The organism is Nonomuraea sp. NPDC050153, from assembly GCF_044460125.1.
GTDB lineage: Bacteria > Actinomycetota > Actinomycetes > Streptosporangiales > Streptosporangiaceae > Nonomuraea.
Window position 1 is genome coordinate 176,738 of the sequence record NZ_JBITJQ010000015.1, and the last position, 11,851, is coordinate 188,588.

At 69.5% G+C, this 11,851-nt stretch carries 16 protein-coding genes; 8 read left to right on the forward strand and 8 right to left on the reverse strand.

Translation table 11 applies throughout. From position 1 onward, the window contains the following. Nucleotides 1-84: 84 nt before the first annotated feature. Nucleotides 85-903, reverse strand: a complete 819-nt coding sequence (locus ACIBQ1_RS32725; protein WP_397283149.1) for a glycerophosphodiester phosphodiesterase — start codon at nt 901-903, stop codon at nt 85-87. Between the two features lie 155 nt (nt 904-1,058). On the opposite strand from ACIBQ1_RS32725, the gene ACIBQ1_RS32730 reads away from it, so the two are divergent. Further along, nucleotides 1,059-2,468, forward strand: a complete 1,410-nt coding sequence (locus ACIBQ1_RS32730; protein ID WP_397283150.1) for an MFS transporter — start codon at nt 1,059-1,061, stop codon at nt 2,466-2,468. On the opposite strand, the gene ACIBQ1_RS32735 is transcribed toward ACIBQ1_RS32730, so the two are convergent. Next, nucleotides 2,416-2,883: a TIGR03618 family F420-dependent PPOX class oxidoreductase gene (locus tag ACIBQ1_RS32735; RefSeq protein WP_397283151.1), complete on the reverse strand. Its 468-nt coding sequence runs from the start codon at nt 2,881-2,883 to the stop codon at nt 2,416-2,418. The genes ACIBQ1_RS32730 and ACIBQ1_RS32735 overlap by 53 nt on opposite strands. A 105-nt stretch (nt 2,884-2,988) precedes the next feature. Between ACIBQ1_RS32735 and ACIBQ1_RS32740 the strand changes: the two genes are divergently transcribed. The 3 genes from ACIBQ1_RS32740 to ACIBQ1_RS32750 are packed head-to-tail and all read left to right on the forward strand — an operon-like array spanning nt 2,989 to nt 6,000. Further along, nucleotides 2,989-4,200, forward strand: a complete 1,212-nt coding sequence (locus ACIBQ1_RS32740; protein WP_397283152.1) for an amidohydrolase — start codon at nt 2,989-2,991, stop codon at nt 4,198-4,200. Between the two features lie 57 nt (nt 4,201-4,257). Further along, complete coding sequence (locus ACIBQ1_RS32745; RefSeq protein ID WP_397283153.1) at nt 4,258-5,331, forward strand: PrsW family intramembrane metalloprotease; 1,074 nt, start codon at nt 4,258-4,260, stop codon at nt 5,329-5,331. A gap of 48 nt (nt 5,332-5,379) precedes the next feature. After that, nucleotides 5,380-6,000 (forward strand): pyridoxamine 5'-phosphate oxidase family protein, encoded by a 621-nt coding sequence (locus ACIBQ1_RS32750; RefSeq protein ID WP_397283154.1) that lies wholly within the window; start codon nt 5,380-5,382, stop codon nt 5,998-6,000. 54 nt (nt 6,001-6,054) lie between these two features. Here ACIBQ1_RS32750 and ACIBQ1_RS32755 read toward each other — a convergent pair whose 3' ends face one another. The 3 genes from ACIBQ1_RS32755 to ACIBQ1_RS32765 form a co-directional block, all read right to left on the reverse strand. Next, the gene (locus ACIBQ1_RS32755; protein WP_397283155.1) at nt 6,055-6,222 is read right to left on the reverse strand and encodes a hypothetical protein; all 168 of its coding nucleotides are present in this window, start codon (nt 6,220-6,222) and stop codon (nt 6,055-6,057) included. A 76-nt stretch (nt 6,223-6,298) separates the two neighbouring features. Further along, a complete protein-coding gene (locus tag ACIBQ1_RS32760) occupies nt 6,299-6,448 on the reverse strand; it encodes a hypothetical protein (RefSeq protein ID WP_397283156.1) in 150 nt (49 codons plus the stop codon). 146 nt (nt 6,449-6,594) lie between these two features. Continuing rightward, complete coding sequence (locus ACIBQ1_RS32765) at nt 6,595-7,038, reverse strand: carboxymuconolactone decarboxylase family protein (RefSeq protein WP_397283157.1); 444 nt, start codon at nt 7,036-7,038, stop codon at nt 6,595-6,597. Nucleotides 7,039-7,141: 103 nt separating this feature from the next. Between ACIBQ1_RS32765 and ACIBQ1_RS32770 the strand changes: the two genes are divergently transcribed. Both ACIBQ1_RS32770 and ACIBQ1_RS32775 read left to right on the forward strand, forming a co-directional pair. Then, complete coding sequence (locus ACIBQ1_RS32770; RefSeq protein WP_397283158.1) at nt 7,142-7,297, forward strand: hypothetical protein; 156 nt, start codon at nt 7,142-7,144, stop codon at nt 7,295-7,297. Continuing rightward, a complete protein-coding gene (locus tag ACIBQ1_RS32775; protein WP_397283159.1) occupies nt 7,294-7,560 on the forward strand; it encodes a hypothetical protein in 267 nt (88 codons plus the stop codon). Before ACIBQ1_RS32770 ends, ACIBQ1_RS32775 begins: the two co-directional genes overlap by 4 nt. Before the next feature lie 21 nt (nt 7,561-7,581). On the opposite strand, the gene ACIBQ1_RS32780 is transcribed toward ACIBQ1_RS32775, so the two are convergent. Next, on the reverse strand, nt 7,582-8,031 hold the full coding sequence (locus ACIBQ1_RS32780; RefSeq protein ID WP_397283160.1) for a hypothetical protein: 450 nt from the start codon (nt 8,029-8,031) through the stop codon (nt 7,582-7,584). A gap of 117 nt (nt 8,032-8,148) precedes the next feature. On the opposite strand from ACIBQ1_RS32780, the gene ACIBQ1_RS32785 reads away from it, so the two are divergent. Further along, the gene (locus tag ACIBQ1_RS32785) at nt 8,149-8,421 is read left to right on the forward strand and encodes a hypothetical protein (RefSeq protein WP_397283161.1); all 273 of its coding nucleotides are present in this window, start codon (nt 8,149-8,151) and stop codon (nt 8,419-8,421) included. Nucleotides 8,422-8,504: 83 nt separating this feature from the next. Then, a complete protein-coding gene (locus ACIBQ1_RS32790) occupies nt 8,505-8,753 on the forward strand; it encodes a hypothetical protein (RefSeq protein WP_397283162.1) in 249 nt (82 codons plus the stop codon). On the opposite strand, the gene ACIBQ1_RS32795 is transcribed toward ACIBQ1_RS32790, so the two are convergent. Beyond that, nucleotides 8,734-10,017, reverse strand: a complete 1,284-nt coding sequence (locus ACIBQ1_RS32795) for a DNA glycosylase AlkZ-like family protein (protein ID WP_397283163.1) — start codon at nt 10,015-10,017, stop codon at nt 8,734-8,736. The genes ACIBQ1_RS32790 and ACIBQ1_RS32795 overlap by 20 nt on opposite strands. A gap of 118 nt (nt 10,018-10,135) precedes the next feature. Next, a complete protein-coding gene (locus tag ACIBQ1_RS32800) occupies nt 10,136-11,827 on the reverse strand; it encodes an ABC transporter family substrate-binding protein (RefSeq protein ID WP_397283164.1) in 1,692 nt (563 codons plus the stop codon). Nucleotides 11,828-11,851: the final 24 nt, after the last annotated feature.

The window sequence follows — 11,851 nt, forward strand, 5'->3', positions numbered from 1 at the left end:
GCCTCGGCCCCTCATGCGCCTTGGCGTGGGCCCCGGTCCTGGGCGACTCCGGTCCCGGCCGGCCTGGATCTGGCCGTCCGGATCTCAGCTCTTCAGCAGTTCGTCCAGGACGTCCGGTCTGTTGGTGATGATGCCGTCCACGCGGTAGCTCAGCATCCGGCGCATGGTGTCCGGGTTGTCCACCGTCCAGGCGAGCACCTCCATACCGAGGTCGTGCACGCGCCGTACGTACGAGGCCGACAGCGAGGTGTACGGCGGGTTGATCTGGTCGGCGAACTTGGCCAGCCCCGGCAGGTCGGCGGTGGACGGCGTGCCGAGCAGCCCGATCGGCACGTCGGGCAGCAGTCGGTGGAAGGTGCGCATCGATGCCCAGCTGAACGACTGCACCACCAGCCGCCCCGGCGCGAGCCAGCCGGAGTGGCGGCGCAGCTCGGCGGCCACGCGGGCCTCGATGCCCGGGTAGAGCTCCGGCGCCTTGATCTCCAGCAGCAGGCCCAGGCCTGAGCCGCTCATCTCGCGCAGCGCCTCGCCGAGTGTGGGCACCCGCTCGTCCTCGAACTCTTCGGAGAACCACGAGCCGGCGTCGAGCTTGCGGATCTGGTCGAGCGTGAGATCGCCGACCCTCCACGGGGCCAGGTCGGGGAAGACCCGCTCCACGTCGGTCGTACGGGCCAGCGTGGTGTCGTGCATCAGGACCAGTTCGTGGTCCTTGGTCTCCTGGACGTCGAACTCGAACATGTCGGCCCGCTGGTCGTCCGCCAGTTCGAAGGCGGCGCCGGTGTTCTCGGGCGCGTACGCGGAGGCGCCCCGGTGGGCGACGTTGAGGACGGCGGTGGCCGCCTCGGCGGGAGTCGTCAGGAGGGTGGACGAGATCACGATCATGACGGCGAGTCGCCTGAACATGGGTCTCCTCGGGTGGGAGAGACAGTCGACTCGACGATGACCAGAGTGCGTGACTGCTAGTTGATGGCAGAGTAACCTGCCGGTGCCAGGCCGGTGAGCATTCGACACGCGACCCTGTCCAGGTGGCCGGATCGTGGGGCTCTAGCCTGAATGTCGTGAGACATGGTGGGATGCTGGCCGTACTGCTGGCGGCCTGGTTCATGGCCCAGTTCGACTTCTTTGTGGTCAACGTGGCCGCTCCCTCCATCGAACGCGACCTGCACGCGGGCCCGGCCGCCCTTGAGCTGATCGTGGGCGGATACGCCTTCACCTACGCGGCGGGCATGATCACCGGAGGCCGGCTCGGCGACCGCTACGGCTACCGGCGGCTGTTCGTCTGGGGTGTGGTCGCGTTCACGATCGCGTCCGTGCTGTGCGGGATCGCCCTGAACCCGATCCAGCTCGTGACCGCCCGCCTGCTCCAGGGCCTGGCGGGCGCGATGATGGTGCCGCAGGTGCTGGCCATGATCTCCGCGGTCTACTCGCCGTCCGAGCGGGCGCACGCCCTCGGCTGGTACGGCGTCGCGGGCGGCCTGGGCTCGATCGCCGGCCAGGTGCTCGGCGGCCTGCTGCTGACCGCCGACGCGCTGGGGCTCGGCTGGCGGGTGATCTTCCTCGTCAACCTGCCCGTCGGCCTGATCGTGGTGCCGCTGGCCGTCTGGCTGCTGCCCGAGGTCGAGACGGCCCGGCGGGCCAGGCTGGACCTGCCGGGCGCGGCGGGCCTGGCCGCCGGGCTCGCCCTGGTGCTGGTGCCGCTCGGCCTGGGCAACAGCCTGGGCTGGCCCACCTGGACCTTCGTCAGCATGGCGGCGGCGGTGCCCGTGTTCGTGCTGACCTGGCGGTGGCAGCTGGTGCTCGGGGCGCGCGGCGGGCAGCCGGTGCTCGACCTGGCGCTGCTCAAGGTCCACTCCTACCTGGCGGGCGTGGGCTCGATCGTCGCGTTCATGGCGTATTTCGCCTCGTTCATGTTCACGCTGACGCTGCTGCTGCAGGGCGGACTGGGGCTGACGGCCTTCCAGGCAGGGCTGGCGTTCGCGCCGATGGGGGTCCTGTTCTCGGTCACGTCACTCCTGGGGACGCGACTGGTCAGAAGGTACGGGCTGATCGTCGTCATGATCGGCGGCATGGTCATCGGGCTCGGGCTGACCCTGTTGGTGTTCGGGGCGGGGCTGGGCCTGCCGTACATCATTGCCGCGCTCATGCTCGTCGGCTCGGGCAACGGGCTGGTCCTGCCGCAGCTCATCGGCGCGGCCCTGGTGGAGGTCGCCCCGTACCAGGCCGGCATCGGGTCGGGCATCCTCAGCACGGCGCAGCAGTTCGCGGGCGCGGGCGGCGTGGCCGTGATCGGCGCGGTGTTCTTCGCGGTGGCGGAAGGGGGGCACCATGTCGATGCCATGCGCTGGTCGGCGGGCATCGACCTGGGGCTCGTCGTCGTCGTGATCGCGTCGGTGGCCTACAACCGGCACCGTGCCATCAGGATGAGACAGGCAGGGCGGTCCCGTACAAACGTGAGACGCGAATCCTGACCACCAGCCGCCGGTCCTCGACCATCTGCCGCAGGAAGGCGTACGGGTCGTCCATGTTCTGCTGCATGGCGAGGAGTTCCATGCCCACCTCGTCGCCCGGCTCGGTGCTCACCGGCGACAGCTCCGCCTGGCCCTCGGCGACCGCGTAGGACCAGAAGTCGTCGCTGGCCACGTAGAGGGCGCAGCGCGGGTCCTTGTGGAGCTGCCGGACCTTGAGCCGGTCGGCGATGGTCGAGATCCGCACCACGCGCTGGTCCGGGTCCCAGGTGTAGAGGACGGTGGACAGGTGGGAGTGACCGTTGCTCTTGTTCGTCGCCAGCGCGCCGAAGCGCTGCCCGGCCAGCAGGAGTGAGAGTTCCTCGTCGCTGAGGGACAGAGGGTCCGGGCCCGCGGCTGGCCCGTACGTTTCCGACATGCGTCCTCTCCATCTGCAAATGCGGATATGTCAGCCTATCCCTGCGCCACTCCGCCCATGAGGCTGCACGGGCTCGGCGGCCCGCCCACCGGTAGGTTACAAATCATGGATTTTGCTATCACCAGCGGATATGTCGTGCCGATCGATGGTGACCCCATCGACGGCGGCACCGTACTCGTCCAGAACGGGAAGATCGCCGCCGTCGGCCGGGACGTGGCCGTGCCCGAGGGGACCCCCGTCGTGGACGCCGCCGGCGGCTGGGTGCTGCCCGGCTTCGTCGAGGCCCACGGGCACCTCGGCGTGTACGAGGAGGCCGAGGGCTGGGCCGGCCAGGACACCAACGAGATGACCGACCCGAACGGCGCCCGCCTGCGCGCCCTCGACGCCATCAACCCCGCCGACCTGGCCTTCGCCGACGCGCTGTCCGGCGGTGTGACGACCGCGGTGATCAAGCCGGGCTCCGGCAACCCCATCGGCGGCCAGACGGTCGCGATCAAGTGCTGGGGCAGGTCCGTGGACGAGATGCTGGTCAAGGAGCCGACCAGCGTCAAGAGCGCGCTCGGTGAGAACCCCAAGCGCGTGTACGGCGACCAGAAGAAGCTGCCGTCCACCCGGCAGGGCGTGGCCGCGGTGATCCGGGACGCGTTCATGAAGGCGCAGGACTACAAGGCCAAGCGGGCGGCCGCCGCCGAGGAGGGCAAGCCGTTCGACCGGGACGGCACACTGGAGATCCTGGTCCGCGTGCTGGACCGCGAGCTGCCCTGGTGCCAGCACACCCACCGGGCCGACGACATTTCCACCGCCCTCAGGCTGGCGGACGAGTTCGGCTACGACCTGATCGTCAACCACGGCACGGAGGGCCACCTGCTGGCCGACACCCTGGCCGCCAGGGACGTTCCCGTCATCATCGGCCCGCTCTTCACCAGCCGGTCCAAGGTCGAGCTGCGTCAGCGCTCGCTGCGCAACCCGGGCATCCTGGCGCGGGCGGGGGTGCGGCTGGCCATCACCACCGACCACCCCGTCGTGCCGATCCACTTCCTCGTCCACCAGGCCACGCTGGCGGTCAAGGAGGGCCTGGACCCGGTCGAGGCGCTGCGCTCGATCACGCTGACCCCGGCCCGGATCATGGGCATCGACGACCGGGTGGGCGCGCTGCGCCCGGGACTCGACGCCGACGTCGTGATCTGGTCGGGGGATCCGCTGGACGTCATGAGCCGCGCGCTGCGGGTGTTCGTGTCCGGCCGGGAGGTGTATACGTACGCCGACGGCGAGGCCGTCGTGGCGGATCCGTACTACCGCGAATCAAGCGACCGTTAAGCATCTGTAGATGCGGGCCGAGCATAGTAGGCGGACCGGCGAAAAGGAGACACCACCATGCCAGTCCAGCGACCCAGCAAGGCACTTTTGATCGGCCTGGTCGTCTCCAGCGCGCTGGCGCTGATCGCGCTGGCCCTCATGCTGCTGTCCGGCGGGCCCGTGGGTTTCGGCCTGTCCGCGCTGCTCGGCGTGGCGCCGCTGCCCGTGCTGCTGGCGGCCGTGCTCTCGCTCGACCGGCTGGAGCCCGAGCCGAAGCTGAGCCTGGCGTTCGCGTTCGCGTGGGGCGGGGGAGTGGCGATCGTGCTGGGCATCGCGCTGTCGGCCCTGGGGGAGGCGCTGTTCACCAGGGCCGGGTTCGGCGAGGCGGTCGTCGACGACGTGGGCACCGTGCTGCTGGCCCCCGTGATCGAGGAGGCGCTCAAGGGCTCGGCGCTGTTGCTGCTCCTGCGCAGGCGGCAGGAGATCGACGGGCTGACCGACGGCATCGTGTACGCCTCCATGGCCGGCCTGGGCTTCGCGGCCGTGGAGAACATCGGCTACTACATGCTCGCCTACAGCGAGGACGGGGCCGGCGGGGCGCTGCAGCTGTTCGTGATCAGGGGCCTCATCGACCCGCTCGGCCACCCCATCTACACCTCCATGATCGGCCTCGGTGTCGCCTACGCCCTGACCAGGCGCAGCCCGCTCAGGTTCGCCGCGATCCCGTTCGGCTACCTGTTCGCGGTCTTCCTGCACGGCCTCTGGAACGGCGCCGCCAGCACGAACTCCCTGGCCTGGGTGGTCGTCGCGTACCTCGTGATCATGGCGGCGCTCGTCCTGCTGATCGTCGTGACCGTCGTCGAACGCCGCCAGCTCGTCGCCAGGATGGGCGTCTACCTGCCCGGCTACCGGCAGACCGGGCTGATCTCGGAGGCCGACGTCACGATGCTCGGCACGCTGTCCGGCCGTAAGGCGGCCCGCAAGTGGGCCAGAGGCGCGGGGCTCGGCCGGGCCATGAGCGACTACCAGCAGGCGGCGACCGAGCTGACCCTGCTGCACCTGCGGGCCGAGCGCCAGGGCATGGATCCGGTCCGCTTCGCCGTGGAACGCGACGCGCAGCTGGGCCTGATGGCGAACGCCCGCCGCTGGTGACTCACGCTCTCCCTGACAAAATGGTGACAACTTCCGAAGGGAGAGCACATGAGCTGGGCGGAGATCGGGTCCGAGGCGGAGCTACGCGAGTTGCTCGGCGAGGTCATGCCGAGGGCGGCGACCAAGGAGCGCGTACGGCTGCACGAGCGTGACCGGGAGTGGCTGGCGGCTTCCCCGTTCTGCCTGATCGCCACGTCGGACGACGAGGGCACCTGCGACGTCTCGCCCAAGGGCGACCCGGCCGGGTTCGTCCATGTCATCGACGACGCCACGATCGCCATCCCGGACCGTCCGGGCAACCGCAGGGCCGACGGATTCCGCAACATTCTCAAGAACCCGCACGTCGGGCTCATCTTCCTGATCCCCGGCCGCCACGAGACCCTGCGCGTCAACGGCCGGGCCAGGCTCCTCCGCGACGCCCCGTTCTTCGACGAGATGATCGTGAAGGGCCACCGCCCGCACCTCGCGCTCGTGGTGGAGATCGAGCAGATCTTCTTCCACTGCGCCAAGGCGTTCCTGCGCTCCTCGTTGTGGAAGCCGGACAGCTGGGAGCCCGAGGTCCTGCCCTCGCACGCGAGGCTCGTCAAGGACGTGCAGAAAGTGGAGGAGAGCCTCGAACAGCTTGAGAGCTACTACGGCGAGACCTACGCCGAGCGCCTCTACCGCTGACCTCGGAGCCCGCCGCTCGGCCCAGCCGAGCGGCGGCGTTCTCAGGCGGCGTTCTCAAGCTGCGGGGGTCGGACCGCCCGGGAACCGGATGACGTTGCGGCCGGTGTAGGCGCGCAGGTCGATCACCTTGGGGTCGGCGGGCTGCTTGCGGCGGTCGGCCGAACAAATCTCGCGGACCTTGTGCCTGGCGATGTGTGGCGGCACCACCACAAGCCTCTTCATCGTGAGCCCCCCGTGATGACTTTGTTACCTATGTTATCTACAGAAGGACCGATAAATCCGGCGTAAAGAGAGCAGGTCAGTAGGGGAGCATCCGGCCTGCCGGGGTCCGCAGGTCCAGCTCAGTGGCCTGGTCCGTGGCCTGGTCCGTGGCCTGGTCCGTGGTCGGCTCCGTGGCCGGCTTCGTGCGCCGCGTGGTCGTCGACTTCGTGACTCTGACGCGTTTCATGGCCTCCCCCTTCCGAAGCGTGTCCCGCTTGTCCGCTCCGACTGCGCGCCGCGCCTCCTGGCGGCGGCAGGGCGGGCTCCTGTCACCCGCCATGCGCGCCAACCTAACCGGCCACCACCGGCTCTCTCAATGCATTTCTACGAATGTCATGTGCCAGGCGTGAGCCGGGCCGTGACACCGATGCGGTTCCACGCGTTGATCATGGCCAGCGCCACGACGAGCAGTCCCAGCTGCTTCTCGCTGTAGTGCCGCGCGGCCTCCTCCCAGACCTCGTCCGGCACCGCGGCGCGGTCGGCCAGCCTGGTCGCCTCCTCCGCCAGCGCGAGCGCGGCCCGCTCGGCCGGCGTGTAGACGGTCGCCTCCCGCCAGGCGGCCACCGACCAGAGGCGCTCGTCGCTCTCACCGGCCTTCTTCATGTCCCGGCTGTGCATGTCCACGCAGTAGCCGCAGCCGTTGATCTGGCTGGCGCGCAGCTTGACGAGCTCGATGGTGGCGGCCGGCAACTCGCTCTCGTGCAGCAGCTTCTCCACGGCCAGGAAGTGGTGGTACGCCTGCGGGACCTGCTGCGCGACGTTGATCCGCTGGGTCATATGAGCCTCCTCAGTTCTCTTGCCAGAAGGACGGGACGAGCGGTCCAGTTGTGACAACTTCCGCGAAAAGATTGACATCTAACCCGCCATGGAGGCGCTGAGCATGGGGGATCCCCAGGGCCTCGGGGACTGCTGGCTGGCGGGGCGGCTGGGCTCGGGCGGGCAGGGGGTCGTGTACGACGCCTACGATGCCGACGGCAACCGGGTGGCGATCAAGGTACTGCACGCGAACGGCGACCGCGCGATCGGCGGTTGGTGATGAACGTCGTGTTCTCCACGAACCCGGTGACCAAGGAGGTGGTGGTGCTCGACGCCGCCGATGGCCGCCTGCTGAGCTCGATCGACACCAGGTATCAGGGCGGGCCGCTGCTGCCGGGCGTTACGGCGTACGCGTCGCAGCTCGGCGGCAGGTTCGCCGACCTGAAGCCCCGCCTGCGAACGCGATCGACTTCAGCCGGAGCGGGCTCATGGCCGTGGCCGAGTCGGCCACCGGGCGGCGTGCCGTACCAGAACGTCTGCTGAGGCCCACCCCCGGCGGGGGCCTCAGGCCCTGCAGTTGCCCCAGGTCTTGCGGCCGCCCCAGGCCTCGACGCGGTTGTCCGGGTCGCGGGTCCAGCCGGCGTACTTCACGCACTTCCACTTGCCGTCGATGTGGCCGGTCTCGGCGTAGAAGCGGTACTTCTGCACGTCTTCCGCCCTACCGCCGCCCCTGACCTCCAGGTAGGCGCCGGTGACCGTGCGGGTGCCCGTGTACGCGGTCTTGATGGCGGCGACGCAGTTCTTGCCGCTGCGCTTGTTGTACATCAGGTACACATGTCCGAACACCGCGCCGTCGCGGGTCTTCATCGCCCGGTGGCCGTCCTTGACGCGGTGGAAGCCGGGGCCGCAGATGCGCTCGGGGGTGTAGCGGGCCGTGGCGGCGGACGCGGCGGAGGGGATGGCGATGATCCCGGCCGCGACCAAGGCGGTCGCGATGACCGTTCGGGTGAGCACGAGCTTCCCTTCGGCAGGGGTAATAAGGACATCGTCGATCTTTACTGTCACTTGACCGAAATTCAAGGGGTTGTGGTAAATGCCGCTTATCGCGGTGTGTGCGGCTTGGGTGGCAGCATGCCCGCCTCGATGGTGGGCTTCGCGGTGGCCGGGCTGGCGCTGGGCCCGCTGGTGCCCGCCCTCCTCAGCCGCGCCGCTGCCGACGACCCGAGCGGGACGCTGGTGTGGGGGGTCTCGACGATCTCGTACGCGGGCTTCGTGATCAGCCCGCTGCTCGTGGCCGCCCTGAGCGGATGGCTCGGTCTGCCCGCCGCTCTGGCCCTTCTCGGTCTCCTGGGCCTGCCGCTGGTGGCCCGCTTCGCGGTCAGCCGTGGAGGTCTGACCGATTGAGGGGGAAATTGGCGGTTCTTTGAGGAAGAGTGGCCATAGAAGCGGGTATCCCCCCGGCGATTGGACTGAAGAGGGGGATCACCATGGCTGTTTGCGAGACCTGCGGTAACGACTACGACATGGCGTTCGAGGTGCATGCGCAGGGTGCGGTGCACACCTTCGACTGCTTCCAGTGCGCGATCGAGGGGATGGCGCCCATCTGCGAGCACTGCGGCACCAAGGTCATCGGACATGGGGTGCAGTCGGGCGAGCACTGGTACTGCTGCGCGCATTGCGCCCGCGAGGAGGGCACCAAGGGCATCGTCGATCGCATCATGGCCACCACCTCCTGACCCACCACCTGGGCCGCTGCCCCTTGGGAAGGGTTGCTCGCCCGGGGCCGGGGTGGCTCGTCCTCGGGTAGGGCGCCCTTGGCCGGGTGGACTTGCCTCCGGTGAGGGCTTCTCGTCCGTCGGCTCTTCCCCGGCTGGGGCGGGCGGGGTCAGGGAGCAGGGTGTGGATGCGGGTGATGGCCTCTTCGAGGGGACCCGGGGGGACCGGCGTGGCGAGATCGACGGTGATGTGGCCGTTCTTGGCCTCCCAGACGCCCGCGACCCGCCCCTCGTGGACGACCACGGGGGAGATCCACCCCGCCTGGCGGCTCACCTTGGGCTTGAGGGGCGGCGGGATCAGCGGGGCGAGGCCGCGTGGGGCGCCCAGGATGTACTGGTCGAACCCCGGCAGCAGGTGCACCTCGGCCGACGGGCCGGTGGCGGCGAGGTCGTCGAGGTGCTCGGTCAAGGTCAGCAGCGTCCGGCCGTCGTCGGTCTCGACCTCGGTCAGCTCGGGCGCCAGGTCGCGGAACCATCCCTTCAACACCGTCTTCTTCGCCACGCCGCCGAACAGCCACGTGTCGAACATCTCCGGCGTCGCCGGCCCGTGCGCGCCCAGGAACGCCCGGGCCACCCGTACCCCTGCCTCCTCGTACGGCGGCAGCGCGGCGGGCCACCCGGGGAGCCAGGTGCGCGGGGAGGTGAAGGTGACCCTGCCGTCGCGGGGCGGGCCGTAGCAGAGCTCGCCCAGGCGGCTCAGCGGCTTGAGCAGGGCGCCCCAACCGGACGTGAGCGCCTCCCGCAGATGATCGTCCCCGGTCACGGCCACGACGGCATCGACGAGCTCTTCCCTGGTCAGCGCCGCCCGTCCGCCTGGTTGCGTCCCGTCGGGCAGGGCGCGGGGGACGGCGTCGACGATCGCTGCGATCTCGTCGGCGGTGACGCCGTGGCCGCGCTGCCACGAGCCCTTCTCCCAGAAGCGCAACGTGCCCAGGGCCGCGCAGTGGTCGGCCAGCTCGCCGGAGGGGAGGAGGTGGAGGGTGCCGCGCATGATCCAGGTTTTGACCAGCGTGCGGTCGCTCCACAGGGCCCGGTCGATCGCGGCGGGGTCGGGCCTGCCGCTCCTGACCGCCACCGCGAGCTGGGCCGAGGAGGCGACCTGCGCCTGCACGCCGCACAGTCGCCGGGCCACCGCCACGGGATCGGGCGCGTCCGGCTCGCTCACGAACTGCCTGCGCAGGCGCCACGCGAGGATCTGCGGCCAGGTCAGCTTGGCGGTTGTCACGCGTCCCTTCTACACCCTGCCGCCGACACTTCCCACGCCGGCCAGGGCCCGAGCGGCGATCGGCCCGGCCGCCGGTGGGGCCGGCGGCCGGGCCGATCGGTTGAGGTCGCAGGATGGGTCAGCCGGTGAAGCCGATGTCCTCGTAGCGGAGGTCGTAGAAGCCGCGTGCCCCCACGTTCGCCAGCGTCTGGCGGACGGCGACGTTCTGCGGGCGCTGGTAGAGCGGCAGGACGTTGACCTCCTGCCAGATCAGCGCATCCGCCTCGTTGGCCGCCGCGCGGGCCCGGACCGGGTCGAGGCTCTGGGCGGCGCGGTTCATGGCCTGGTCGATGGCGGGCGAGCCGGTACGGCCGAAGTTGGCGTTCCAGGTCTTGCCGTCGGCGGAATTGGCATAAATCCCGAAACTGCTGGAAACCGGGAAAGGCGTCCCAATGTACGCGAACGGCGTGATGTCAAAGTTGCCAGGGATGACGTACTTGGTGAAGAAGTCGTCGCTCGGCACCGCCTGGATGGTCAGTTTCACGCCGATCTGGGCGAGCATCGTCTGTGCCAGCTCCCCCTCCGCCTTGCTGATCTGAACCCCCGACGGCACCACGAACCGCAGGTCGAGCACCTTCCCGTTCTTCTGCCTGAACGAGCCGCTCAGCTTCCACCCGGCCGCGTCCAGCAGCCGCTGCGCCTGACCGGGGTCGTGGGCCCCGAGCTTCCCGGCGTTGTCCTGGTAGCCCTCCTGCGTGTTCATGAAGAAGTGGTTGTTCAGCAGGGCGATCGGCCAGTCCAGGCCCTGGAGGTCCGACTGCGCGATGGCCTGGCGGCTGATGCCCAGCTGGACGGCCTGCCGGACGTTGCGGTCCTTGAGCGGCTCGCTGGACCCGTTAAAGGTGAAATGTCGGAAATCGGGACCTGCGGCCTGCCGCACGTGCGCCCCCGGCGTGCCCTTCGCGCGCGCGTAGTCGGGCGCCGACGGCCCCACGTCGATGAGGTCGAGCTCCCCGTTGCTGAACGCCGAGATCAGCGAATCCTGCTCCGACGACCGATAGATGATCTTGTCGAGCTTGGCCCGGTTCCCCCACCACGAGTCGTCCCGCACGATCGTGATCGTCTTGGCCGTCTGGTCGAACGCCCCGAACTTGAACGGCCCGGCCGTCACCGGGATCTTGTTCAGCCAGGCGTTGTCGAAGGACTCGGGCGTCCGGTTCGTGGCGGCGGGCAGCAGCGGCCCGAACAGCGCCTGCCAGTCCCCGAACGGCTTGTCGAACGTCACTACCACCTCGAAGTCGTCCTTCCCCCGAGCCACCTTCTCGATGTCCTGGTAACCGGTGGGCGAGGCGATGTGGAAGGCGGGGTTACGCCCGTTCAGCGCGTGCCACTGGGCCTCGAAGTCGGCCCAGGTGATCGGCTTCCCGTCGGACCACTTCGCCTTCGGGTTCAGCTTGTACGTGACCACCTGCTTGGGCCGCTGCTCGGTCACCTCGGCGTCGAGCACGTAGTCCTGGTCGACCGAGATGTCCGCCTTCTCGTCGGAATGGAACGGCGCGGGCAGCAGCGCGTTGCTGACCACGGCGGCCATGGCCAGGTTGCCGTCGACGTGGTTCCTGTTCCACTGGGCGGGGAACTCGTTGATGCCCCACCGCAGCGTCCCGCCGTCCTTGACCTTGTCGCGCGGCTGCGGGTTGATGTCGAAGGCCTTGATCGTACGCTCGTCCCCGCCGCTCTCCCGGCCCGGCCTGCTCCCGGTGCCGCTGCCGCAGCCCGCCAGGCACAGCGAGCCCGTCACGGCGACGGCCATGACAAGACGTGATGCTTTCATCGAGCGATTCCTCCTGGTTGAGCG

Coding starts and splice junctions, on each gene's coding strand:
- ACIBQ1_RS32755 (WP_397283155.1), bottom strand. CDS start 6,222: ATGAAGAGGCTTGTGGTGGTGCCGCCACACATCGCCAGGCACAAGGTC.
- ACIBQ1_RS32745 (WP_397283153.1), top strand. CDS start 4,258: ATGCCAGTCCAGCGACCCAGCAAGGCACTTTTGATCGGCCTGGTCGTC.
- ACIBQ1_RS32770 (WP_397283158.1), top strand. CDS start 7,142: ATGGGGGATCCCCAGGGCCTCGGGGACTGCTGGCTGGCGGGGCGGCTG.
- ACIBQ1_RS32735 (WP_397283151.1), bottom strand. CDS start 2,883: ATGTCGGAAACGTACGGGCCAGCCGCGGGCCCGGACCCTCTGTCCCTC.
- ACIBQ1_RS32765 (WP_397283157.1), bottom strand. CDS start 7,038: ATGACCCAGCGGATCAACGTCGCGCAGCAGGTCCCGCAGGCGTACCAC.
- ACIBQ1_RS32800 (WP_397283164.1), bottom strand. CDS start 11,827: ATGAAAGCATCACGTCTTGTCATGGCCGTCGCCGTGACGGGCTCGCTG.
- ACIBQ1_RS32740 (WP_397283152.1), top strand. CDS start 2,989: ATGGATTTTGCTATCACCAGCGGATATGTCGTGCCGATCGATGGTGAC.
- ACIBQ1_RS32785 (WP_397283161.1), top strand. CDS start 8,149: ATGCCCGCCTCGATGGTGGGCTTCGCGGTGGCCGGGCTGGCGCTGGGC.
- ACIBQ1_RS32790 (WP_397283162.1), top strand. CDS start 8,505: ATGGCTGTTTGCGAGACCTGCGGTAACGACTACGACATGGCGTTCGAG.
- ACIBQ1_RS32750 (WP_397283154.1), top strand. CDS start 5,380: ATGAGCTGGGCGGAGATCGGGTCCGAGGCGGAGCTACGCGAGTTGCTC.
- ACIBQ1_RS32725 (WP_397283149.1), bottom strand. CDS start 903: ATGTTCAGGCGACTCGCCGTCATGATCGTGATCTCGTCCACCCTCCTG.
- ACIBQ1_RS32760 (WP_397283156.1), bottom strand. CDS start 6,448: ATGAAACGCGTCAGAGTCACGAAGTCGACGACCACGCGGCGCACGAAG.